This is a genomic window from Mesorhizobium sp. ORM8.1, from assembly GCF_053005525.2.
The window spans coordinates 2,913,797-2,935,896 of sequence record NZ_CM132600.1; the positions used below are offsets into that span (position 1 = coordinate 2,913,797).

The 22,100-nt window shown below is 63.9% G+C and carries 19 protein-coding genes and 4 pseudogenes; 12 read left to right on the top strand and 11 right to left on the bottom strand.

Annotation, left to right across the window (positions count from 1 at the left end; all coding sequences use genetic code 11):
* Positions 1–33: 33 nt before the first annotated feature.
* The 6 genes and pseudogenes from thiC (at position 34) to ACVDG8_RS14850 (ending at position 5,162) form a co-directional block, all read left to right on the top strand.
* Positions 34–1,869 carry a phosphomethylpyrimidine synthase ThiC gene (gene thiC / locus ACVDG8_RS14825; RefSeq protein WP_447255311.1) on the top strand — a complete coding sequence of 612 codons (1,836 nt, stop codon included), beginning with the start codon at positions 34–36 and terminating at the stop codon, positions 1,867–1,869.
* The gene (gene thiO, locus ACVDG8_RS14830; RefSeq protein ID WP_447255312.1) at positions 1,866–2,867 is read left to right on the top strand and encodes a glycine oxidase ThiO; all 1,002 of its coding nucleotides are present in this window, start codon (positions 1,866–1,868) and stop codon (positions 2,865–2,867) included. The genes thiC and thiO overlap by 4 nt, the downstream gene beginning before the upstream one ends.
* Complete coding sequence (thiS, locus tag ACVDG8_RS14835) at positions 2,836–3,033, top strand: sulfur carrier protein ThiS (RefSeq protein WP_447255313.1); 198 nt, start codon at positions 2,836–2,838, stop codon at positions 3,031–3,033. Before thiO ends, thiS begins: the two co-directional genes overlap by 32 nt.
* A 3-nt stretch (positions 3,034–3,036) precedes the next feature.
* Positions 3,037–3,805: pseudogene (locus ACVDG8_RS14840) on the top strand (thiazole synthase).
* Entirely contained in the window at positions 3,805–4,410 is a 606-nt protein-coding gene (locus ACVDG8_RS14845) for a thiamine phosphate synthase (protein ID WP_447255315.1), read from the top strand. The pseudogene ACVDG8_RS14840 and the gene ACVDG8_RS14845 overlap by 1 nt, the downstream one beginning before the upstream one ends.
* Positions 4,401–5,162, top strand: a complete 762-nt coding sequence (locus tag ACVDG8_RS14850) for a hydroxymethylpyrimidine/phosphomethylpyrimidine kinase (protein ID WP_447255316.1) — start codon at positions 4,401–4,403, stop codon at positions 5,160–5,162. Before ACVDG8_RS14845 ends, ACVDG8_RS14850 begins: the two co-directional genes overlap by 10 nt.
* A gap of 332 nt (positions 5,163–5,494) precedes the next feature.
* On the opposite strand, the gene ACVDG8_RS14855 is transcribed toward ACVDG8_RS14850, so the two are convergent.
* Positions 5,495–5,812 carry a DoxX family protein gene (locus tag ACVDG8_RS14855; protein ID WP_447255317.1) on the bottom strand — a complete coding sequence of 106 codons (318 nt, stop codon included), beginning with the start codon at positions 5,810–5,812 and terminating at the stop codon, positions 5,495–5,497.
* Between the two features lie 77 nt (positions 5,813–5,889).
* Here ACVDG8_RS14855 and ACVDG8_RS14860 point away from each other — a divergent pair, with 77 nt between their 5' ends.
* Together ACVDG8_RS14860 and ACVDG8_RS14865 are read left to right on the top strand one after the other, a co-directional pair.
* Positions 5,890–6,162 (top strand): aldo/keto reductase, encoded by a 273-nt coding sequence (locus ACVDG8_RS14860; protein ID WP_455707773.1) that lies wholly within the window; start codon positions 5,890–5,892, stop codon positions 6,160–6,162.
* Positions 6,163–6,215: 53 nt separating this feature from the next.
* Complete coding sequence (locus ACVDG8_RS14865; protein ID WP_447255319.1) at positions 6,216–7,451, top strand: AGE family epimerase/isomerase; 1,236 nt, start codon at positions 6,216–6,218, stop codon at positions 7,449–7,451.
* A 94-nt stretch (positions 7,452–7,545) separates the two neighbouring features.
* Here the strand turns inward: ACVDG8_RS14865 and doeB are convergent, their stop codons facing one another.
* The 10 genes and pseudogenes from doeB to ehuR form a co-directional block, all read right to left on the bottom strand.
* Positions 7,546–8,544, bottom strand: a complete 999-nt coding sequence (gene doeB / locus ACVDG8_RS14870; RefSeq protein ID WP_447255320.1) for a N(2)-acetyl-L-2,4-diaminobutanoate deacetylase DoeB — start codon at positions 8,542–8,544, stop codon at positions 7,546–7,548.
* A gap of 4 nt (positions 8,545–8,548) precedes the next feature.
* Positions 8,549–9,726, bottom strand: a pseudogene (gene doeA / locus ACVDG8_RS14875) (ectoine hydrolase DoeA).
* Between the two features lie 37 nt (positions 9,727–9,763).
* Positions 9,764–10,756 carry a cyclodeaminase gene (locus ACVDG8_RS14880; protein WP_447255322.1) on the bottom strand — a complete coding sequence of 331 codons (993 nt, stop codon included), beginning with the start codon at positions 10,754–10,756 and terminating at the stop codon, positions 9,764–9,766.
* Positions 10,753–11,739, bottom strand: a complete 987-nt coding sequence (gene eutB, locus ACVDG8_RS14885) for a hydroxyectoine utilization dehydratase EutB (protein WP_447255323.1) — start codon at positions 11,737–11,739, stop codon at positions 10,753–10,755. The genes ACVDG8_RS14880 and eutB overlap by 4 nt, the downstream gene beginning before the upstream one ends.
* A 5-nt stretch (positions 11,740–11,744) precedes the next feature.
* Positions 11,745–12,521: an ectoine utilization protein EutA gene (eutA, locus tag ACVDG8_RS14890; protein ID WP_447257353.1), complete on the bottom strand. Its 777-nt coding sequence runs from the start codon at positions 12,519–12,521 to the stop codon at positions 11,745–11,747.
* A 5-nt stretch (positions 12,522–12,526) separates the two neighbouring features.
* On the bottom strand, positions 12,527–13,186 hold the full coding sequence (gene ehuD / locus ACVDG8_RS14895) for an ectoine/hydroxyectoine ABC transporter permease subunit EhuD (RefSeq protein WP_447255324.1): 660 nt from the start codon (positions 13,184–13,186) through the stop codon (positions 12,527–12,529).
* A 117-nt stretch (positions 13,187–13,303) separates the two neighbouring features.
* On the bottom strand, positions 13,304–13,963 hold the full coding sequence (gene ehuC / locus ACVDG8_RS14900; protein WP_447255325.1) for an ectoine/hydroxyectoine ABC transporter permease subunit EhuC: 660 nt from the start codon (positions 13,961–13,963) through the stop codon (positions 13,304–13,306).
* 159 nt (positions 13,964–14,122) lie between these two features.
* Complete coding sequence (gene ehuB / locus ACVDG8_RS14905; RefSeq protein ID WP_447255326.1) at positions 14,123–14,974, bottom strand: ectoine/hydroxyectoine ABC transporter substrate-binding protein EhuB; 852 nt, start codon at positions 14,972–14,974, stop codon at positions 14,123–14,125.
* Positions 14,975–15,056: 82 nt separating this feature from the next.
* Positions 15,057–15,842: an ectoine/hydroxyectoine ABC transporter ATP-binding protein EhuA gene (ehuA, locus tag ACVDG8_RS14910; RefSeq protein WP_447255327.1), complete on the bottom strand. Its 786-nt coding sequence runs from the start codon at positions 15,840–15,842 to the stop codon at positions 15,057–15,059.
* A gap of 136 nt (positions 15,843–15,978) precedes the next feature.
* Entirely contained in the window at positions 15,979–17,364 is a 1,386-nt protein-coding gene (gene ehuR / locus ACVDG8_RS14915; protein WP_447255328.1) for a MocR-like ectoine utilization transcription factor EhuR, read from the bottom strand.
* Between the two features lie 83 nt (positions 17,365–17,447).
* Between ehuR and ACVDG8_RS14920 the strand changes: the two genes are divergently transcribed.
* The 4 genes and pseudogenes from ACVDG8_RS14920 to ACVDG8_RS14935 all read left to right on the top strand — a co-directional run bounded on the left by ACVDG8_RS14920 (position 17,448) and on the right by ACVDG8_RS14935 (position 22,095).
* Positions 17,448–17,942, top strand: a complete 495-nt coding sequence (locus ACVDG8_RS14920) for an Lrp/AsnC family transcriptional regulator (protein WP_447255329.1) — start codon at positions 17,448–17,450, stop codon at positions 17,940–17,942.
* A 137-nt stretch (positions 17,943–18,079) separates the two neighbouring features.
* Positions 18,080–19,572 (top strand): annotated as a pseudogene (locus ACVDG8_RS14925) (NAD-dependent succinate-semialdehyde dehydrogenase).
* Positions 19,573–19,602: 30 nt separating this feature from the next.
* Entirely contained in the window at positions 19,603–20,982 is a 1,380-nt protein-coding gene (locus tag ACVDG8_RS14930) for an aminotransferase (RefSeq protein ID WP_447255331.1), read from the top strand.
* 8 nt (positions 20,983–20,990) lie between these two features.
* Positions 20,991–22,095 (top strand): annotated as a pseudogene (locus tag ACVDG8_RS14935) (alcohol dehydrogenase family protein).
* Positions 22,096–22,100: the final 5 nt, after the last annotated feature.

Genomic DNA, 22,100 nt, shown 5'->3' on the forward strand with positions numbered 1-22,100 from the left:
GGTCTCCAATGCAACGAGCAAAGGAGCCTCAAGATGAATGCCCTCACCCCCGCCGTCTCGACGGGACCGCTGCCTGCCTCACGCAAAATCCACAAATCCGGTACCATCCACCCGCAGATCAAGGTGCCGATGCGCGAAATCTCCGTCCATCCGACTGCCGGCGAGCCGCCCGTTACCGTCTACGATCCGTCAGGCCCCTATACCGACCCGACGGTCGAAACCAGCATCGAAACCGGCCTTGCCCGGCTTCGCTACGAATGGATCATGTCGCGCAGCGATGTCGAAGCCTATGACGGCCGCCATATCCGGCCCGAAGACAATGGATTTGTCACGGGCGAACGCCTGACGCCGGAGTTTCCGGCCCGTAACCGGCCGCTCAGGGCCAAGGCCGGCAAGGCGGTGACACAGCTCGCCTATGCGCGCGCCGGCATTATCACGCCTGAAATGGAGTTCGTCGCCATCCGCGAGAACCTCGGCCGCGAGATGCTGCGCGGCAAGCTCGAGCGCGACGGCGAAGCCTTCGGCGCGGCGATCCCCGACTTCGTCACGCCCGAATTCGTGCGCGATGAGGTGGCGCGCGGGCGCGCGATCATTCCCGCCAACATCAACCATCCCGAGAGCGAGCCGATGATCATCGGCCGAAATTTCCTGGTGAAGATCAACGCCAATATCGGCAATTCGGCGGTCACCTCCTCGATGGCCGAAGAGGTCGAAAAAATGGTCTGGGCGATCCGCTGGGGCGCCGACACGGTGATGGACCTGTCGACCGGCCGCAACATCCACAACATCCGCGAATGGATCGTGCGCAATGCGCCGGTGCCGATCGGCACGGTGCCGCTCTACCAGGCGCTCGAAAAGGTCAACGGCATTGCCGAGGACCTGACCTGGGAGGTCTACCGCGACACACTGATCGAGCAGGCCGAGCAGGGCGTCGACTATTTCACCATCCACGCCGGCGTGCGGCTGCACTACATCCCGCTGACCGTCGACCGGGTCACGGGCATCGTCTCGCGCGGTGGATCGATCATGGCCAAATGGTGCCTGCACCATCACCGCGAGAGCTTCCTCTACGAGCATTTCGCGGAAATCTGCGACATCTGCCGCGCCTATGACGTGTCCTTCTCGCTTGGCGACGGTCTTCGTCCCGGCTCGATCGCCGACGCCAACGACGCGGCGCAATTCGCCGAACTGGAAACGCTCGGCGAGCTGACGCAGATCGCCTGGGCGAAGGATTGCCAGGTGATGATCGAGGGGCCCGGCCACGTGCCGATGCACAAGATCAAGCAGAACATGGACAAGCAGCTCGCCGTCTGCGGCGAGGCGCCGTTCTATACGCTGGGACCGCTGACGACCGACATCGCGCCAGGCTATGACCACATCACCTCCGGCATTGGTGCTGCCATGATCGGCTGGTTCGGCACCGCCATGCTCTGCTACGTCACGCCGAAGGAACATCTCGGCCTTCCCGATCGCAACGACGTCAAGACCGGCGTGATCACCTACAAAATCGCGGCGCATGCCGCCGACCTGGCGAAGGGGCATCCAGCGGCGAAAGTCAGGGATGATGCCCTTTCCCGCGCGCGCTTCGAGTTCCGCTGGGAAGACCAGTTCAACCTGTCGCTCGACCCCGAAACCGCGCGGTCCTTCCACGACCAGACCTTGCCCAAGGAGGCGCACAAGGTGGCGCATTTCTGCTCGATGTGCGGACCGAAATTCTGCTCGATGCGCATCTCCCACGACATCCGCGCCGAGGCACAGAAGGAGGGCATGGCGGCGATGGCGGCGAAATATCGCGAGGGCGGCGATCTCTATGTGCCGGCGGACGCGACCGGCGCAACGCTCATGCCGGAGGCGCATGAGCCATCATGAGGGTGCTGATCCAAGGGGCCGGCATCGCCGGCCTCACCGCCGCCTTCGAGCTCGCCACACGCGGCGCGGCGGTGACAGTTGCCGAGACAAGACATGCCCTCGGTGGCAATGCTTCGTGGTTCGCCGGCGGCATGCTGGCGCCATGGTGCGAGCGTGAAAGCGCCGAGCAGCCGGTGCTGGATCTCGGACGCGATGCTGCAGACTGGTGGGATGCGGCAACGCCAGGGCAGGTGACGCGGGCCGGAACGCTGGTCGTGGCCGCACCGCGCGACAACGGCGAACTCGAGCGATTCGCCAGCCGCACGTCGGGCCATCGGCGCATCGATGAAGATGAAATCGCGTTGCTGGAGCCTGACCTCGCTGGTCGCTTTCGCCGCGGCCTGTTTTTCCCGGACGAGGCCCATCTCGATCCGCGCGAGGCGATGGCGGCACTTCATGACGGACTGATGGCGATGGGTGTCGAATTCCGCTTCGGCACTGACGCCCGGCACATTTCCGGTTTCGATCGCCGGATCGACTGCACGGGCATGGCGGCGGAAGACGACCGACTGCGCGGCATTCGGGGTGAGATGCTGATCCTGCGCACGCCGGATGTGTCGCTGTCGCGCCCGGTCCGGCTGCTTCACCCGCGCTTTCCGCTCTATGTGGTGCCGCGCACCGGCCACCGTTTCATGGTCGGGGCGACGATGATCGAGAGCCAGTCCGCGGGGCCGGTGACGGCGCGTTCGATGATGGAGCTTTTGGGCGCGGCCTACGCTCTCCATCCGGCATTCGGTGAGGCTGGCGTCATTGAGACCGGCGCCGGTGTTCGTCCGGCCTTTCCAGACAACCTGCCGCGAGTCGAGACGCACGGAAGCACCGTCGCAATCAACGGGCTCTATCGCCACGGTTTTCTCCTCGCCCCAGCCATGGCGCGCCAGGCTGCCAACCTGGTTTTCAATCAAGACGGAACCAAGGAGCTTGCTCATGAAATTGATGGTCAACGGCGAAGCGCATGAGATTGCCGCCACCACGCTGGCCGAGCTGCTTGCCGCACTCGACTATGAAGGCGATTGGCTGGCGACGGCCGTCAACAGCGACCTCGTACACAAAGCCAATCGGGCGGAGTTCCAGTTGAGTGACGGCGACCGGATCGAAATCCTCTCGCCCATGCAGGGAGGCTAGACAATGTTCGAACTTTTCGGAATGCCCCTTCCCTCCCGGCTGCTTCTCGGCACGGCACAATACCCTTCGCCGGCCATCCTTGCAGATGCGGTCAAGGCATCGGGCACGGCGATTGTGACGACCTCCTTGCGGCGAGATGGCAGGTGGCAGGGCTGGCGAAAAATTCTGGTCGCTGATCGGCTCGCTCGGCACGAGAATCCTTCCCAACACGGCCGGCTGCCACTCCGTCAAGGAAGCGGTCACGACCGCGAACATGGCGCGCGAGGTGTTCGGCACGAGCTGGATCAAGCTCGAAGTGATCGGCAACCACGACACGCTGCAGCCGGATGTGTTCGGCCTGGTCGAAGCCGCGCGCATCCTGTGCGAGGACGGCTTTTCGGTATTCCCCTATACCACCGACGACCTCGTTGTCGCCGAGCGGCTGCTGGAGGCCGGCTGCAAGGTGCTGATGCCGTGGTGCGCGCCGATCGGCTCCGCCCTCGGGCCGGTCAATATGACGGCGCTGCGTTCGATGCGCGGGCACTTCCCCGATGTCCCGCTGATTGTGGACGCGGGTCTTGGAAGGCCTTCGCATGCTGCCACCGTCATGGAGCTCGGCTTTGACGCCGTGCTGTTGAACACTGCGGTCGCCAAGGCGGCCGATCCGGTCGGCATGGCGCGCGCGTTTGGCAAGGCGGTCGAGGCCGGTCGCGAGGCTTTTGGCTCGGGAATGCTCGAACCGCGCGACATGGCCGTCCCCTCCACGCCCGTGATCGGCATGGCTGCGTTCTGATGAAACTCGATCCCTTCTACCTGATCGTCGACGGCGCTGCCTGGATCGAACGGCTGGTGCCGCTCGGCGTGAAGCTGGTGCAGCTTCGCATCAAGACCATGGATGAGGCCGGGCTGCGCGGCGAAATCCGCAAGGCAAAGGCCTTATGCGCCGGGTACCAGTGCCAGCTCATCGTCAATGACCATTGGCGGCTGGCGATCGAGGAAGGCTGCGACTTCGTGCATCTCGGCCAGGAGGATTTGCAGAGCGCCGACCTCTCGGCGATACGGGCAGCCGGCGTGAGGCTCGGGCTCAGCACCCATGATGATGCCGAACTGGAAACGGCATTGGCGGCCAAGCCCGACTATGTCGCCCTCGGCCCCGTCTACCCAACCATCCTGAAGAAGATGAAATGGGCCCCGCAAGGACTTGAACGGATCGGCAAATGGAAGCGCCGGGCCGAGCCTATCCCGTTGGTCGCCATTGGCGGCCTCAACCCTGACCGGCTCGACCGCGTTTTCGCTACCGGTGCGGATAGTGCCGCGGTGGTCACTGACATCACGCTGAACGTCGACCCCGAGGCTCGCACGCGGGAATGGATCGAAAAGACAGGCCAATGGCGGTAAGGCGCGAACCGCATGTGCTGGTGGTCGGCGGTTCGGACTCCAGCGGGGGTGCCGGAATTGCACGCGACATCGAGACGATCTCTTCCTTTGGTGTGCGCACCTGCCTTGCTGTCACCGCGCTGACGGTGCAAACGCACGACGCTGTGATGGAAATCCATCGTTCGTCACCAAGCCTGGTATCCGATCAGATGCGCGCGGCGTTGCAGGCCAACAAGGTAGCGGCCGTCAAGATCGGTATGCTTGCAACGGCACACATCGTCACCGCGGTCGTCACCGTGCTGCGCGAAAATCCGCAGGTGCCGACAGTACTCGACCCGGTACTGGCCTCTACATCGGGCCGGGTGCTGCTGGAAGCAGGCGCCATCGCCGCCATGAAACGCGATCTGATGCCGCTTTGTCGTCTCGTCACACCCAATCTCATCGAACTGGCACTCTTTGTCGGCTCCGAACCGGCAGCGGATGAGGACGGCGCGCTGCGGCAGGGAAGGCGATTGCTTGCGGCCGGCCCGCATGCGCTGCTGATCAAGGGCGGTCACGCATCGGGGCCTAGTTCAACCGATATTCTATTGGACTCCGATCAGGAACCCATCCGCTTCGACATGCCCCGGCTCGCCGGATCGATGCGCGGCACCGGCTGCATGCTGGCCAGCGCGATCGCCGCGCATCTGGCCATTGGGAAGCCGCTTGAAGACAGCGTGCGCGATGGCAAGCTGTTTGTTTTCGAGAAGCTCCGGGAGAATGTAGCTGTGTGACAGTGTGGCAGTCGGCCCACGGTAACCGCCTTCAGCCCAAGCGGAGTCCGAGTTTCGACACTCGGCCATTGAATATAGAAAGGCCCGGCCGGTTCCATGCAACGGACAAAGGCGACCGTATGGTGCGGTTGCGGCGGTCGGGGCAGTTAAGCCGTATCGTTGCCGGCTGACAGCGCCTCAGTCGGCTCGCGCCCCATCAATGGCCGCGCTCAGAAGCGAAGCTCTGCCGACATTCAGAAAGCACGACGCACGCGTCTCATGCTTCATGGAAACAGCCCGATTCCGGTTAACCCGGGCGCCGGCCCATGCCAAATTGCGTTACACCGCCTTCTTCAGCCTGGACGAGGGGCTGGCATGCGCTTCTGGAGCGCGTCCAGGGTCCAGACGCCGGGTCCGACTGCGGAAATGTAGAGAAACAGAAAGCAATACAACACGGCTGCTTCGCCATGGTTGAGCACAGGGAAAAAGCCGTTCGACCCGTGCGCAATGAAATACGCGAAAGCCATCGCACCCGAGAGCACGAAGGCAACTGGGCGGGCGAATAAGCCGATCGCCAATAGAAGGCCGCCAAACACCTCAAGGATTCCGGCGGCGTAGAGCAAAGGATTCAGCGGATATTCGAACGGTGCGGGCCATCCGAAAAGCTTCATTGTACCATGATCTTCTCGCCCAGCACCTTGGAGAGACCATAGCCGTCGGTCGGATCGGCGTCGTAATCGGGCCGACCATGGAGATGATGGAGCGGCTGCGATCGTCAGGGCGTATCAAGGCAGTCGGCGTCTCGAATTTCAGCACCGCCGATATGGACAGCGCCCGTCAGCACGGCGTCATCGACGTGCTTCAGCCGCCCTACAACATGCTGTGGCGCGAGGTGGAGGCGGAAACGCTGCCCTATTGCCGCAAGCACAATATCGGCGTGGCACGCGACGCGAAAAGCGATCGCGAGAGCAGCAAAAACATCAAGCTGCACCTCATTCACTTGCCATCGATAGTTACCTGATCCAAATCTGCGGCGGGCCATCGCGAGGCGGTCACCACAACAGGAGGAGTTGAATGCCAGAGCTTTCATTTACGTCAGCTACCCCAGGGGCCTGGCGCGACAAGCCTTGGCATCGCGCCTGGCTCGAGAAGCAGGCAAACATCCTGTTCGATCTTTTCGATCCCGTCGCAATCAACCCGAAGGGCGGGTTTTTCGATCTCGATCCTTCCGGCAAGCCGCTGCCGGGTGGCGCTGTGCGGCCAATCCACACCACGGCCCGGGCCGTCCACTGTTACGTCATCGCCAGTCTGCTTGGCCGCCCCGGCAGCGACCGGATGATCGATCACGGGATGAATTACCTCTGGCATTCGCATCGTGACGCACAGCATGGCGGTTACATGTGGTCGCTCGACGACGACGGCCCGAAAGACGCCAGCAAACAGGGCTACGGGCACGCCTTTGTGCTGCTTGCGGCGTCAAGCGCGAAGCTGGTGGGGCATCCCCTGGCCGACAGGATGCTGGATGACGTCACGACGATCCTGAACGATCGCTTCTGGGAAGACCAGCACGGCGCCATCACCGAGGAGTTCGAACGCGATTGGACGCCGATGCGAGGCTATCGCGGTCAAAATTCCAACATGCACCTGACCGAGGCATTGATGGCCGCCTATGAGGCGACCGCCAACCAGGATTATCTTCGCAAAGCCGAGCGAATCGCCGACCTGATCATCAACCGCCGTGCCCGCGACTGCGATTTTCGTGTCGCCGAGCATTTCGATGAGCAATGGACGGTCGACCGCTCCTACAAGGCGGTCAACGAGATGTTCCGGCCCTCGGGAACGACGCCGGGTCATTGGCTTGAATGGGCGAGGTTAGCCCTCCAGCTCTGGGCGCTCGGCGGCAAAAAGCATGACTGGATGCCCGCAGCCGCGGAGACGCTGTTTCGCCGGTCCGTGGAGTTGGGCTGGGACAGGAGCAAGGGTGGCTTCTTCTACACCCTCGATTGGGCCGACAAGCCTTCATTTCGTTTCAAACCCTGGTGGCCGATAGCGGAGGCCGCGGGCGCTGTCACTTTTCTGATCGAACACCGCCCGAGCGCATTCCATGAAGAATGGTACCGGCGCATCTGGAACACGATTGCCGAATCCTACATCGACCGCGAGCATGGCGGATGGTTCGAGGAACTCGACGAGAATCTTGTTCCGTCGCATTCGCTGTTTGCGGGCAAGGCAGACTTGTACCACGCGCTGCAGGCTTGCCTGATACCGCTGTACCCGGCGCAGGGAAGCCTTACAAAAGTGATCGGCTGACCTGGAGCGTTTCAGCGGGAAGCACATGTGCTTCCCGCTGGACCTTGGCAAGCCTCGGTATGCCGTCCGGTCGCCGTAGCGGCCTCGACGCCTTTCAAACCAATACCGCCAGGACCGAAACACAGTCGCCGGCCTTGACCAGGCCGGGAAAATGACGGGCGGCGAGCAGCCCCGACATCCTGGCCTTGATCTCTTGCGGAGCCTGACCGGTGCGCCCGATCGGATGGATGCGGGCAATCGCCTGGCTCTCCTCGATTGGCTCGCCGAGATCGACCATGGTCTCGATCATGCCGTCATCCTCGGCGAAGGCGAAGCAATCACCCGAAGGCATGTCCAGCCACTGGGTTCTGTCCTTCTCGACCGCACCATCGACGATGCCGGCATGGCGCAGCACATTGAGGATGCCACGCCGCGCGATGCGCACGGTTTCAGCGCGCGACGTGCCGCCGCCGCCGAGCTCGGTGGTGACGAAGACCTTGCCCATCTCCTCGGCTGCGGTGTCGTACATGCCAACCGCATCGATCTCGGTCATGCGCATCGAGAACGGCGCGGAAAAGGCTTCGACCGCCGCGAAGGCTTTTGCTTCCTGCGCCTTGTCGGGCAGCGTATGCGCGGCGCAGAACGGCACGAAGTCGAGCGTCCTGCCACCGGAGTGGAAATCGAAGACGATATCCGCGCGCGGCAGCAGTTCGCGCTGGAAATAGTCGGCGATCTTCTCCGTCACCGTGCCATCGGGGCGACCCGGGAAAGAGCGGTTCATATTGCCTTTGTCGATCGGCGAGGTGCGGGTGCCGGCGCGAAACGCCGGATAGTTCATCGCCGGCACGATGATAACCGTGCCGGCGACGTTTTTCGGGTCGAGCGTGCGGGCGAGTTCATAGAGCGCCAGCGGCCCCTCATACTCGTCGCCGTGATTGCCGCCGGTGAGCAGCGCGGTCGAGCCCTTGCCATTGCGGATGACGCAGACCGGGATCATCACCGAGCCCCAGGCGGAATCGTCGCGACTGTAAGGCAGGCGCAGGAAGCCGTGCTGGACGCCGTCGCGCTCGAAGTCGACGGTCGCCGTGATCGGCGATGGACGCAGTGCAGGCATCGGCTCAGTCCTTCACGAACAGCTTGCGCGGCACATTGGCCAGGCATTCGACGCCGGTGTCGGTGATGAGGATGGACTCCGTGATCTCCAGACCCATCGTCTCCAACCACAGGCCGGTCATGAAATGGAAGGTCATGCCAGGTTTGAGCTCGGTGCGGTCGCCGGGACGCAGGCTCATGGTGCGCTCGCCCCAGTCCGGCGGATAGGACAGACCGATCGAATAGCCGGTGCGGTTGTCCTTGACGATGCCGTACTTCTTCAAGACGCCGAAGAAGGCGTTGGCGATGTCCTCGCAGGCATTGCCCGGCTTGGCGGCGGCAAGGCCGGCCTCCATGCCCTCAAGCGTCGCCTTCTCGGCATCGAGGAAGGCCAGTGTCGGCTTGCCGAGGAAGACGGTGCGCGACAGCGGCAAGTGATAGCGATTGTAGCAGCCGGCGATCTCGAAGAACGTGCCTTCGCCGGCCTTCATCGGCTTGTCGTCCCGAGTGAGATGCGGCGCCGAAGCGTCGGCGCCCGACGGCAGCAGCGGCACGATCGCCGGATAATCACCGCCGATACCGTCAACACCGCGCGTGCCGGCATCGTAGATCTCGGCCACCAGATCGCATTTGCGCATGCCGATTTCGACCTTGTCGACGATGCGCTGGTGCATGGCTTCGACAATGCGTGCGGCCTTGCGCATATAGTCGATCTCGGTCGCACTCTTTATCGCGCGCTGCCAGTTCACCAGCGCGGTGGCGTCGGCAAAACGGGCATTGGGCAGGTGCTTCTGAAGTGCCGCGAAGGCGGCCGCCGAGAACCAGTAATTGTCCATCTCGACGCCGATCGAGAGCTTGTCCCAGCCGCGCTCGGCAAACACGCCGGCGAGATAGTCCATCGGGTGGCGCTCAGTCGACTGCACGTAGTGATCGGCGTAGCCGATGATGTTGTCATGCGCGAGGTAAGCGGTGCGCTTGGCGCCGTTGGCATCCTGGCCGCGGCCATACCAGACCGGCTCGCCCGATGGCGGCACGATGACCGCCTGATGCACATAGAAGGACCAGCCGTCATAGCCCGTCAGCCAGGCCATGTTGGAGGGATCGCTGACGATCAGGAGGTCGACTCCTTGCCCTCCATGGCCTTGCGCGTCTTGACTAGGCGGTCGGCAAATTCGCTGCGCGAGAATTTCAGGTTTGGCTGCATTTTGTTGGTCCTCGTTTTTTGGGCCTGGTGGCCAGCATCAGCTTTCAAAGGTTGTTCCGGCATTGGCCGCCCGCGCGCGGTCGCGGGCGAGCGTCGCGATCGCCGTGTCCTGCACACCGGTGCCGGTGAGATCGGCGATGGTGATGTCGCTGGCCGAGCGCCTTCCGTGTTGCTCGCCGGCGATGATCTGGCCGAGCTCGGTCACTTGCTCATCGGCGGCCATCACGCCTGCCGAGATGGCGTGATGCAGCTCGCCCAGACGCCGCGTCTGGCGCGCACTGTCGGCGACATACAGATCGGCCATGCGCAGGATGGCCGGCGCGATCTCGTTCTTGTGCTCGGCGTCCGAGCCCATCGCGGTGATGTGCTGGCCGGAGGAGACGAAGCCCGGCTTGATCAACGGCTCGGTCGACGGCGTGGTGGTGACGATGATGTCGGCGCCGGCCGCCGCCTTCGCGGCGTCCGGTTCGGCGCGCACCAGAATGCCGAGCTTTTCACGCAGGCGCGCGGCGGTTGCCTCGGCCTTGGCGGCGTCGCGCGCCCAGATGCGGGCTTCCGCGATCGGCCGCACCAACCGCAACGCCTCGAGCTGAAGCGACGCCTGCAAACCGGCGCCGAAGATCGCTGCCACGGTAGAGTCTTCGCGCGACAGGTGCTTCGCCGCGACCGCTCCCGCTGCAGCGGTGCGAACATCGGTCAGGTAGCCATTGTCGAGCAGCAGCGCCTCTACCACACCGGTCTTTGCCGAAAGCAGCACCATCATGCCGCCACCGCTCGGCAGGCCTAGTGTCGGATTGTCGAAGAAGCCGGAGCTGATCTTGACGGCGAAGCCGTCTATGCCCGGCACATAGGCGGACTTCACGTCGACCTCGCCGCGATGCTCGTGAATGTCGAGCCGCAGAATCGGCGGCATTGCCACCGGCATTGTGGCCAAGGCGCGAAAGGCGTTCTCGACGCAGGCGACCGTGCCCAGGTCGAGCGTCACTATCTTGCGCAGGTCCGCCTCGGTGAGGATCGTCATGCGGCTCATACGGCGCGCTCCTTTGCGGAGAGTTCGCCGCAGACAATGCGGCGGTGCAGATCCATGTCGATGTTGCGTCCGGAGAGTATGAGAACTGTCGGGCCGGCCACCCTCACCTTGCCGGCAAGCAGCGCGCCGATGCCGACAGCGCCGGCGCCCTCGACGATCTCGCGTTCCTGTTCGTAGGCGTGGCGGATACCGGCGGCGATCTCGTTCTCGGTGGGCAGGATGACATCGTCGAGCAGGTCGCGGCACATGGCGAAGGTCAGCCTATTGTCGAGGCCGATGCCGCCGCCGAGCGAGTCGGCCAGCGTCGGCAGCTCTTCGACTTGCACGGGCCGGCCGGCGTCGAGGCTGGCTTTCATCGCCGCGCCTCGCTCCATCGAAACGCCTATGATCTTGGTGGCTGGGCTCACCCCTTTCACAGCCGCCGCGACCCCAGCCGCCAGCCCGCCGCCGGAAAGCGGCACCAGCACGGCCGCGGCATCCGGAACCTGCTCCATGATTTCCAACCCGAGCGTGCCCTGGCCGGCGATGATCTCGGGATGGTCGAAGGGCGGCAGCATGATCAACCCCTCTTCCTTCACCAGCCTGTCGACTTCCTGCTGGGCATCATCCTGGCTGTCGCCGACGATGCGGATGTCGGCGCCGAGCTGCCGAATGGCATCGAGCTTGTTCCTGGGCACCAGCCTCGACATGCAGATCACCGCCCGGATGCCTTCGAGCTTCGCCGCATGAGCCAGCGCCCGGCCGTGATTGCCGGTCGAGGCAGCGATCACGCCGCGCGATCTTTGTTCTTGCCTCAACGCAGCGATGGCATTCGAGGCGCCGCGCAGCTTGAAAGCGCCGGTGGTTTGATGGTGCTCCAGTTTTAGGTACACGGGGCGCCCGGCGCGATCCGAGAGGCTTTGCGACAACACAGCCGGCGTCCGCTCGACCTTGCCGACAATGCGTTCGCGCGCGGCGCGAATATGCTGAAGCTCGACAGCCATATCGATCACTGCGCCAATTGCTTTGTCAGCAGCCGGCCGAACTCGGGCCGCGGTGTATCATCACCGCAAAGCCGCAGACAGTTCCAGGCGCTGGCCTGGTTGCTGGTGACGACGGGGCGACCGATCGCCTCCTCCATGCCGGGGACCGCGAGCGCGGCACGCAGCGCCGTACAGGAGACGAACAGTGCGTCGGCCTGCGCATGCGTAACCTTGCGGGCCAGCTCGACAAGCGAAGCCGGCGTGATGCGCGCCATCTCGCGATCATCCTCGAAACCGAGACAGGTGAAGCTCTGGATGTCGAACCCGTGGCCGGCGAAATAGGCGGCCATCGGCCGGCTGGTCTCCACGGTATAGGGCGTCAGAATACTGATGCGCTTTGCGCCGAAGACGTTCAGGCCGCGCATTCCCGCCATCGGTGGCGTGACCACGGGGACGCCGGGCTTCGCCGCCTGGATCGCGGCTTCGATCTCAGCGTCGCCGATCACCACGGAGGCCGAGGTGCAGGAGTAGCAGACGGCATCGAGCGGCTCGTCCGGCAGGATCAGCGCCGCACCGGCCGAAAGCGATGGCTGCATCTTGCGCAAATTCTCCGGCGTCGTCGGATTGGCGTAGGGAATGCGCGCGACGTAAACGCCAATCCGCTCGCTCGCCACCATGCGGCGAAAGTCGACCTCGCTGGTGTGGTCGGTGGCCAGAGCGATCAGGCCGACGCGCTTTTCCAAAGGGCGCTTGTCGAGCGCGGGGCGCGCCGTCTCGAGATGGATCTCAGGCAAGGGCTTCATGACTTTCATCTCTCGATCTTGCCGTAGCGGCGTTCCAGCCAGCGCAAGAGCACGACCGAGCAGAGGCTGATGACAAGGAAGAAGGCGCCGACCAACGTGATCGGCTCCAGGTAGCGATAGTAAGTGTTGGCGACGCTTTTCGCCTGGTTCATCAGTTCTAGCACGGTGATCGCCGAGAGCAGCGGCGTCTCCTTGAACATGGCGATGAAATAGTTGGCGAGTGCCGGAATCATCGGCGGGATGGCCTGCGGGATGATGATGTGCGTCCAGGTCTGCCTGGCGTTGAGATTGCACGCCTTGGCGGCTTCCCACTGGCCGCGCGGCACATTGTCGATGCCGGCGCGATAGACCTCGGCCGTGTAGGTGCCGTAGTGCAGCCCGAGCCCGATGACGCCCGCCACCAGCGGCGGCAGCAGGATGCCGATATCGGGCAACACGTAGAAGATGAAATAGAGCTGCACCAGAAGCGGCGTGCCGCGGACGAATTCGGCGATGAAACCGATCGTGCGCGACAGCGCCTTGTTCGACGAGCGACGCGCCAGCGCGATGCCGAGCCCGACGATCGCCGCCAGCACCGAGCCGAGCAGCGTCGCCAGGATGGTGATCTTCACCCCCTGGATCAGCGTCGGCAGGATTTGCCGGACAAAATCCCAGTCCCAGTCCATTAGCGGGCCCAATCCATCAGCAAACCTTGGCCATCAGCAAACCTTGGCCATCAGCAAACCTTGGCCATCAGCGAACCTTGGCCATCAGCGAACCTTGGCCATCAGCGAACCCTGGCATCAGACGCGCACCCCGTCGAGGCCGCGCGCCAGGCGGCGCTCCAGCGAACGCACGCCCCACGAAATGAGCAGCGCCAGGATGAAATAGACGATCAGAATGGTGGTGAACGGCACCATCGTGTTGCCGGTCTGGGCGCGCACCACCTGCGCCTGGAAGGTCAAGTCCGCGAGCGAGATCAGCGAGACGACCGATGTGGCTTTCAGCAACTCGATCGCGTTGTTGCCGAAGGTCGGCAGCATGACCAGAAACGCTTGCGGCAGGATGACATGGCGCATGCCTTGCCAACGGCCGAGATTGAGGGCGACGCACGCCTCGTGCTGTTCGCGCCCGATCGACTGCACGGCGCCGCGCACCACCTCGGCTGCATAGGCGCCGACATTGAGGCCCAGCGCCAGCACGCCGGCCTGCAATGGGGTCAGTTCCAGGCCGACCAGCGGCAGCACGAAATAGGCGAAGAACAGCTGCACGAAGATCGACGTGCCGCGAAAGAATTCGATATAGGCCGTGGCCAGCCAGCGCAGCGCAAGCACATGCGACAGGCGCCCCATGCCGGCAAGAAAGGCCATGATCAGCGCCAGCACCGACCCCATCAGCGTCAGCTCGATGGTGACAAGCGCTCCCTGCAATATCAGGCCGAAATAGCCGGACCACTGGGTCATTCGGGTTCCAACGTTTGCGATTAGCTTCCTTCTCCCCGTTCCACGGGGAGAAGATGCCGGCAGGCAGATGAGGGGCAGCGCGAACCGTGAAATGCTGGCGCCGCCCCTCATCCGGCCCTTCGGGCCACCTTCTCCCCGTAAACGGGGAGAAGGCAAAAATCACTTCGCCGCGCAGAGCTTGTCGCGCGTCGTCGACATCGCGGCGGCGGCCGAGAAGCCGTAGGGCTCGATGATCTTGGCGAACTCGCCGGACTTCTTCATCTTGGCGAGCTCGACGTCGTAGGCATCGCGCAGCGCCTCGTCGCCTTTCTTGAAGGCGGCGCCGTCGCAATAGACCGGAGCGCCGACCACTGGGGCGATGACCTCGAGGTTCGGATCGCTGGCCTTCTTGACCAGATCGTTGATCGACAGCACTGGCAGCGAATAGGCATCGATGCGGCCGTCCTGCACCATCTTCAGGCCGCTCTGGCCGTCCGGCACGACGATGACGCGCTCGCGCGGCACGCCGGCGTTCAACGCCAGCTTTTCCTCGGTGCCGCCACCCGGTGCGCCGACGGTGGCGCTGGTGTCCTTGGCGATGTCCTCATAGCTCTTGAAGCCCTTTGGATTGCCCTTCTTCACCAGCAGCGCCTCGGCATCGCAAAGCACCGGTTCGGAATAGGCGACCGCCGCGCAACGCTCCGGCTTCATGAACAGGCCGGCGGTAACGACGTCGAAGCGGCCGGCCTGCAGGCCGGGGATCATGGCGCCATACTCGGAGATCGAGGCCACGACGTCGGCGACGCCGAGCCGCTTGAAGATTTCGCGCGCCACGTCGGGCGCCGCGCCCGAAACCTTGCCGTCGGCAGCAACCGCCGTGTAGGGCGGCTCATTGGCGATGGCGAGCCGGGCAAAGCCCTGCGCCTTCAACTGTTCGAGCTTGCTGTCATCCGCCGAGCCGACGCTCGTGGCGGCGAGCACGGTTGTCAGGGCAAGGCCGGCGACGCCAGCCAGAATGCCAAGTTTCTTCATTGTTCCCAACTCCTTGTTCTCTTCTTGGTTTGTGGCGACTGCGTCGCCTTCGAGACGACTTCGTCGCTCGTTTGCATTGCGGTCAGACGCGATGTCCGGCCGCGATGATCTTCTTCAGGAAGCTCTGCGTGCGTTCCTGCTTGGGATGGCGGAAAATCTCGTCGGGCTTGCCTTCTTCGACGATCCGGCCGCGGTCGAAGAACAGCACCCGGTCGGCGAAGTCGTGAGCGAAGCCCATCTCGTGGGTGACCAAAAGCATCGTCATGTCGGTCTCGGCGGCGAGCTTGCGCATGACATTGAGCACTTCCTCGACCAGTTCGGGGTCGAGCGCCGAGGTAACCTCGTCGAACAGCATGATCTTGGGCGACAGCGCCAGCGCCCGTGCGATCGCGACGCGCTGCTTCTGGCCACCGGAAAGCTGCGCCGGCATGGCTTTCGCCTTGTCGGCAAGGCCGACCATGTCGAGCAGTTCCATTGCCCGCTTCTCGGCGGCTGCGCGCGCCATCCCTTTGGTCAGCATCGGCGCCAACGTCACGTTGTCCATGACGCATTTGTGCGGGAACAGATTGAACAGCTGGAAGACCATGCCGATCTTCTGGCGCATCTTGGCCAGATGCCGCTCGTCGGCCGCCAGCAACTGGCCGTTGCGCTCCATGTGGTAAAGCTGCTCGCCATCGACCTGGATGTGGCCGCCGTCGATCTTCTCCAGTGTCATCAGGATGCGCAGGATCGTCGTCTTACCGGATCCGGATGGGCCGATCAGCGCCAGCTTCTCGCCTGGCATGACCTGCATCGACAGGCCGTCCAGCACCTTGAAGCTGCCGAAGCTCTTTGAAATTGCGTCAACCTTGATGATGGGCGCGGGCAATCCGTTTCCCCCTTCTGGAGAAGCCTGTGCCCTTAACGATGCGAAACGCGCCAAATCATGTCAATTGGGAAAATTAGATCATGACAATATTTCCGGCGCGGCACAAATTCAGGGCAATTTGCGCTCTGCTTAGGCATCAGATGGCGAGCAGCAGATGCTCCGGATCGCCAAGCAGCAGCTTGGCGACAACGCTCAGGCCCGCGCGCAGTTCCCCTTCGGTTGTCGATCCGAGCGAGATGCGCACGGCCGGATGCCAGGGGGTGTCGGCGATGCGGAACGAGGTGCCTGGCGCGATCGCCACCCCGCGAAGCCGTGCCTGGGCGACAAAGCTGTCCTCGGCGCGATCGCCCGGCAGTTCGAGCCAGAGGTGCAGCCCGTCGCGGTGGACGCGATAGTCGACCCCCGCCAGCATTTCGGCGGCAATCTCGTGGCGCCGCCTGAGTGCCGCGCGCTGCCAGTTGACCAGCTCCATCGCCGTGCCGTCGGTCACCCATTTGGTGGCGATCTCCGCCACCATCGGCGTCGCCATCCAGTTCGAGACGAGATGGCGGTTGGCGACGGCTGCCACGTAGCGGTCCGGCACGGCGAGATAGCCGATGCGCAGGCCGGGAAGAACGATCTTGGTGAAGGAAGTGACGTAGAGCGTCCGTTCCGGCGCAAAGGCGGCGACCGCCGGCGGCCGGCCTTCCACCAGCGGACCAAGCACATCGTTCTCGATGATGGCGATGTCGTGCTTGCGGGCCACAGCAGCGATTTCTTCGCGCCGCCGCTCGTCCATCAGCGTCGCCGTCGGATTGATCACCGAAGGCTGGACAAAGACGGCACGGATATCGGAGTGGCGGCAGGCCTCGTCGAGCGCCTCGGGGATCAGCCCATTGCCGTCGATCGGCAGGCCTTCCAGGTTGAAGCCTAGATAGCGGGCAAGCGGGATCAGCGTGTGATGGCCGATCGCCTCGGTGGCGACGGTCGAACCGGGCGGCGCGACGCTCATAAGCGCCACCGTCATGCCGGCCGTGGCGCCGTTGGTCAGGCAGATGTTCTGCGGCGAGGCTTCGAGACCGCAGAGTTTCAGCCATTCGACCGCGACCGCGCGATGGCGCGGGAACACCATGTTGGGCCGGAACGACAGCGCCGAGCTCGACGGCAGGTTCTCCGCCAGCCAGCCCAGCGCCTGCTTCAGCTTCTCCAGATGCATCGGCTCGCAGACCGGCTTCAGGATCGAAAGGTCGATGACCTCGCCGAGCCGCTCCGGGATGTAGGGCGGCTCGGGCTCGCGGCGCTGCGTCTGCACGAAGCTGCCGCGTCCGACCTCGCCGGAAATCAGGCCGCGGCGGATCAGCTCCTCATAGGCACGGCTGACGGTCTGCACCGAGAGTTTCAAGTCGTCGGCAAGGCGGCGATGCGTCGGCAAGCGCGCGCCGTTGGCGAGCCGGCCGTCATGGATGGCGCGCGCGACCTGGTCGGCCAGCGAGAGATAGGCCGGACGACGGATGAGCGCTGGATCTGGCTGCCACAATGTCATGACTTATTAGAGATCGAAATCAGTGCAATTGACAATCGAAATAATGCACCGTCATGGTGTGCCGAACGAAAGGCGGCCCCCGCATGGCGGCAGTGAAACTCGACCCGATCGATCTGCGGATTCTCGATGCCATCCAGCGCGACGGGCGCATCACCAAGCTGGCTCTGGCCGAGAAGGTCGGCCTGTCGCCGACACCCTGCTGGATGCGGCTGCGCAAGCTGGAAAAGGCAGGCATCGTGTCGGGCTATCACGCCTCCATCGCCATGCGCGCCATCGCGCCGGTAACGACTGTGCTGATGGAAGTGACCTTGGCCAACCATCGCCAGGCCGATTTCGACCGCTTCGAGCGCGTCGTGCGCGACGTGCCGGAGATCGTCGCTTGCTGGTCGGTGGGCGGCGGCGTCGACTATTTGCTCAAGATCATGGCGCGAGACATCGACGCCTATCAGCGACTGGTCGACGGGCTGCTCGAGCGCGAGATCGGCATCGACCGCTACTTCACCTACATCGTCACCAAGACGGTCAAGGATGAGACCGTGCTGCCGGTGGCCGATCTGCTGCCGGAGCAGGAGTCCTAGGCGGAGGCAAACACCCTAGGCGGAGAGATTGTCTATCGATCCGCACCAATAGAGAGAATCTCTCTACCGACAGGCGTCGAAACAGTCTCATTCTTTGCCCGGTACGGCTGATGCTGCGGCATCGAATGGAGATGTTGATGTCCGCGCATTTTGCCCGCCCGCACCGTCACGAAGCCCTGGACCGCCTTGGCGATCGCCGCCTGCTGCGCGATCTCGGCTATGTCGGCGGCCACTGGACAGCCGGCAACGCGGCCGCAAGCTTCGAGGTCACCGATCCGGCGACCGGCGGCACAGTTGCCTTCGTCGCGGCGCTGGATGCCGGGCAGACAACGCAAGCAATCGATGCCGCGTCCCGCGCCTTTCCAGCCTGGCGGTCGCTCCTGCCGCAGCAGCGCGCCGGCGTCCTGCGAAAATGGTTCGAGCTGATCATCGCCGCCAAGGACGATCTGGCGCTGCTGATGACGCTCGAACAAGGCAAGCCGCTGAAGGAATCGCTAGGCGAGATCGACTACGCCGCCTCTTTCGTCGAGTGGTATGCCGAGGAAGCAAAACGCCTCAACGCCGAGAGCGTGACCAGCCATCTGCCCAATGCCCAGATGATGGTGTATCGCGAGCCGCTGGGCGTCGTCGGCGTCGTCACGCCGTGGAACTTTCCTTCTGCCATGCTGACCCGCAAGGCCGCCGCGGCTTTGGCAGCCGGTTGCACGGTGGTGGCGCATCCCTCTTCGGAAACACCATTGTCGGCGTTGGCGCTGGCTGAGCTCGGCGAGCGCGCCGGTCTGCCGGCGGGTGTGTTCAACGTCCTCACCGGCAAGGCTTCGACCATCGTCGGCCGCATGTGCGAGGATCCACGTGTGCGCGCCATGAGCTTCACCGGCTCGACCGAGATCGGCCGGCTGATCGCAGCCCAGAGCGCGCCGACCATGAAGCGGCTGGTGATGGAACTCGGCGGCCATGCGCCGCTGATCGTCTTCGACGACGCCGATATCGACAAGGCTGTGGCGATCGCGCTCGACGCCAAATTCGCAACGTCAGGCCAGGACTGCCTTGCCGCCAATCGGATTTATGTGCAGCGGCCGGTCTACGAACCCTTCTGCGTGGCTTTCGCCCGTCGCATCGAGGGCCTTCGCACCGGCAACGGGCTTTCTGGCGATGCCGACATCGGCCCGCTGATGCATGAGCGCGCCGTCAAGAAGGTCGAGGAGCAGGTCGCCGACGCTCTTGCCAGCGGTGCACGTTGTTTCGTTGGCGGCAAACGCGATGCGGCTGGGCCGCTGTTCTACCAGCCGACGCTGCTTGTCGATGTGCACGACGACGCCCTGATCATGCGCGAGGAAACCTTCGGTCCGGTCGCCGCGGTGACACCCTTGACGACGAGGCTGAAGTCGTGACCCGCGCCAACACCACCGAATACGGGCTCGTCGCCTATGTCGTGACCGAGAATGGCGCCCGTCAGGCGCGAATGGGCCGCGCACTGGACTACGGCATGGTCGCCATCAACCGCGTCAAAATCACAGGCGCACCGATCCCATTCGGCGGCGTCAAGCAATCCGGTATCGGCCGCGAAGGTTCGCGCCACGGGCTCGAAGCCTTCACCGATCTCAAGTACCTTTGTCTGGATGTCGCATAAGCCATCCCGGAATTTTCAGGAGTCAAAAAGATGCTCGAACAGTCCAACGAACTTTCAGCCTGGGATCGCGACCACTTCTTCCATCCCTCGACGCATATGGGCACGCATGCGCGTGGTGAGTCCCCTGCCCGCATCATGGCCGGCGGCGAAGGCGTCATCGTGTGGGACAACACCGGCAAGAAGAGCATCGATGCCTTTGCCGGCCTCTATTGCGTCAATGTCGGGTACGGACGCCAGAAGATCGCGGATGCGATCGCCGAGCAGGCGAAGAACCTCGCCTATTACCATGCCTATGTCGGGCACGGCACCGAGGCCTCGATCACGCTGGCCAAGATGATCATCGACCGCGCCCCGAAGGGCATGAGCCGGGTCTATTTCGGTCTCTCGGGTTCGGACGCCAACGAGACCAACATCAAGCTGATCTGGTATTACAACAATGTCCTTGGCCGCCCCGAGAAGAAGAAGATCATCTCGCGCTGGCGCGGCTATCACGGTTCGGGCGTGATGACCGGATCGCTGACCGGGCTGGAGCTGTTCCACAACGCCTTCGACCTGCCGCGCGCGCCGATCCTGCACACCGAGGCACCATACTATTTCCGCCGCGCCGACCGCTCGATGAGCGAAGAACAGTTCTCGCAGCGTTGCGCCGACAAGCTCGAGGAGATGATCCTGGCTGAGGGTCCCGAAACTGTCGCCGCCTTCATCGGCGAGCCGATCCTCGGCACCGGCGGCATCGTGCCGCCGCCGGCAGGCTATTGGGAAAAGATCCAGGCCGTGCTGACCAAATACGACGTGCTGCTCGTCGCCGACGAAGTGGTCACCGGCTTCGGTCGCCTTGGCACCATGTTCGGCTCCGACCACTACGACATCAAGCCCGACCTGATCACCATCGCCAAGGGCCTGACCTCGGCCTATGCGCCGCTATCGGGCGTCATTGTCGCCGACAAGGTCTGGCAGGTGCTGGTCCAGGGTTCCGACAAGCTCGGCTCGCTCGGCCATGGCTGGACCTATTCGGCGCATCCGATCTGCGTTGCGGCGGGTGTCGCCAATCTCGAACTGATCGACGAGATGGACCTGGTCAGGAACGCCGGCGAGACCGGCGCCTATTTCCGCGCTGAGCTCGCCAAGGCTGTCGGCGGACATAGGCATGTCGGCGAGGTGCGCGGCGGCGGCATGCTGGCCGCGATCGAATTCGTCAAAGACCGCGACGACCGCGTTTTCTTCGATCCGTCGCTGAAAGTCGGTCCGCAGATCGCAACAGCACTTGCCGCCAGCGGCGTCATCGGCCGCGCCATGCCGCAGGGCGACATCCTCGGCTTCGCGCCGCCGCTCTGCCTGACCCGCGAGGAGGCCGATATCGTCGTCGCCAGGACCGCCGATGCGGTGAACAGCGTTTTTGCCAGCCTCTGAGAAGCGATATGAATGCAATGACCCCAACCGTCCCGGCCACGATGGCCGCCGTGCAACTCATAGGCCATGGCGGGCTGGAGAAGCTCGTTTACAACACCGACGTGAAAGTGCCCTCTCCAGCGCCCGGTGAAGTGCTAATAAGGGTTAGCGCTTGCGGGATGAACAACACCGACGTCTGGGTGCGCCAGGGCGCCTATGGCACGGAGGAGGATGCTGCAGCCGTGTCGACCTGGCGGCGGCAAGGCAACACGCTGAGCTTTCCGCGCATCCAGGGCACTGACACGGTCGGCACCATCGCTTCTGTCGGTGAAGGCGTCTCGCCGGACCGGATCGGCGAACGGGTGATGGTCGATTTCTCGATCTACAACCGCGATGACGATTTGCTCGCCGACATCGACTATATGGGCCATGGCCGCGATGGCGGTTATGCCGAATACCAGACGGTGCCGGCTGAAAATGCGCATGTCGTCGACACCGACATGAGCGATGTCGAACTCGCCACCTTCTGCTGCGCCTATCTCACCGGCGAGCAGATGCTGGAACGCGCCGCGCTGAAAGCCGGCGAGCGTGTGCTGGTCACCGGTGCTTCTGGCGGCGTCGGCTCCGGCATCGTTCAACTGGCGCGGGCGCGCGGCGCCATTCCCTACGCCATCGTCGGCAAAGGCAAGGAACAGGCCCTGCTCGATATCGGCGCCGAGAAAGCGATCACGCGCGGCGTCGCCGATCTGCCGGCCGCGGTCGCGGAGGCGACCGGCGGGGAGCCCATCGACGTGGTCGCCGACCTTGTCGGCGGCGCCATCTTCAACGACCTCTTGCGCATCCTGCGCCCCGAGGGCCGCTACACGACGGCCGGCGCGATCGCCGGCCCGGTGGTGCAGCTCGATCTCAGAACCATGTACCTCAAGCAGCTGCAGCTGCACGGATCAAGCCAAGGCACGCGCGCGGATTTCCGCCGCATCGTGCGCTACATCGAAGAAAAATATCCGGCCGCTGGTTGGCGGCGTCTACAGACTGTCGGACTTCCACCGCGCCCAGACGGACTTCATGGCGAAAGATTTCGTCGGCAAGCTGGTTGTGGTGCCGGACGCGATGTGGAGTGGCAGAGGCGGCTAGGCCTG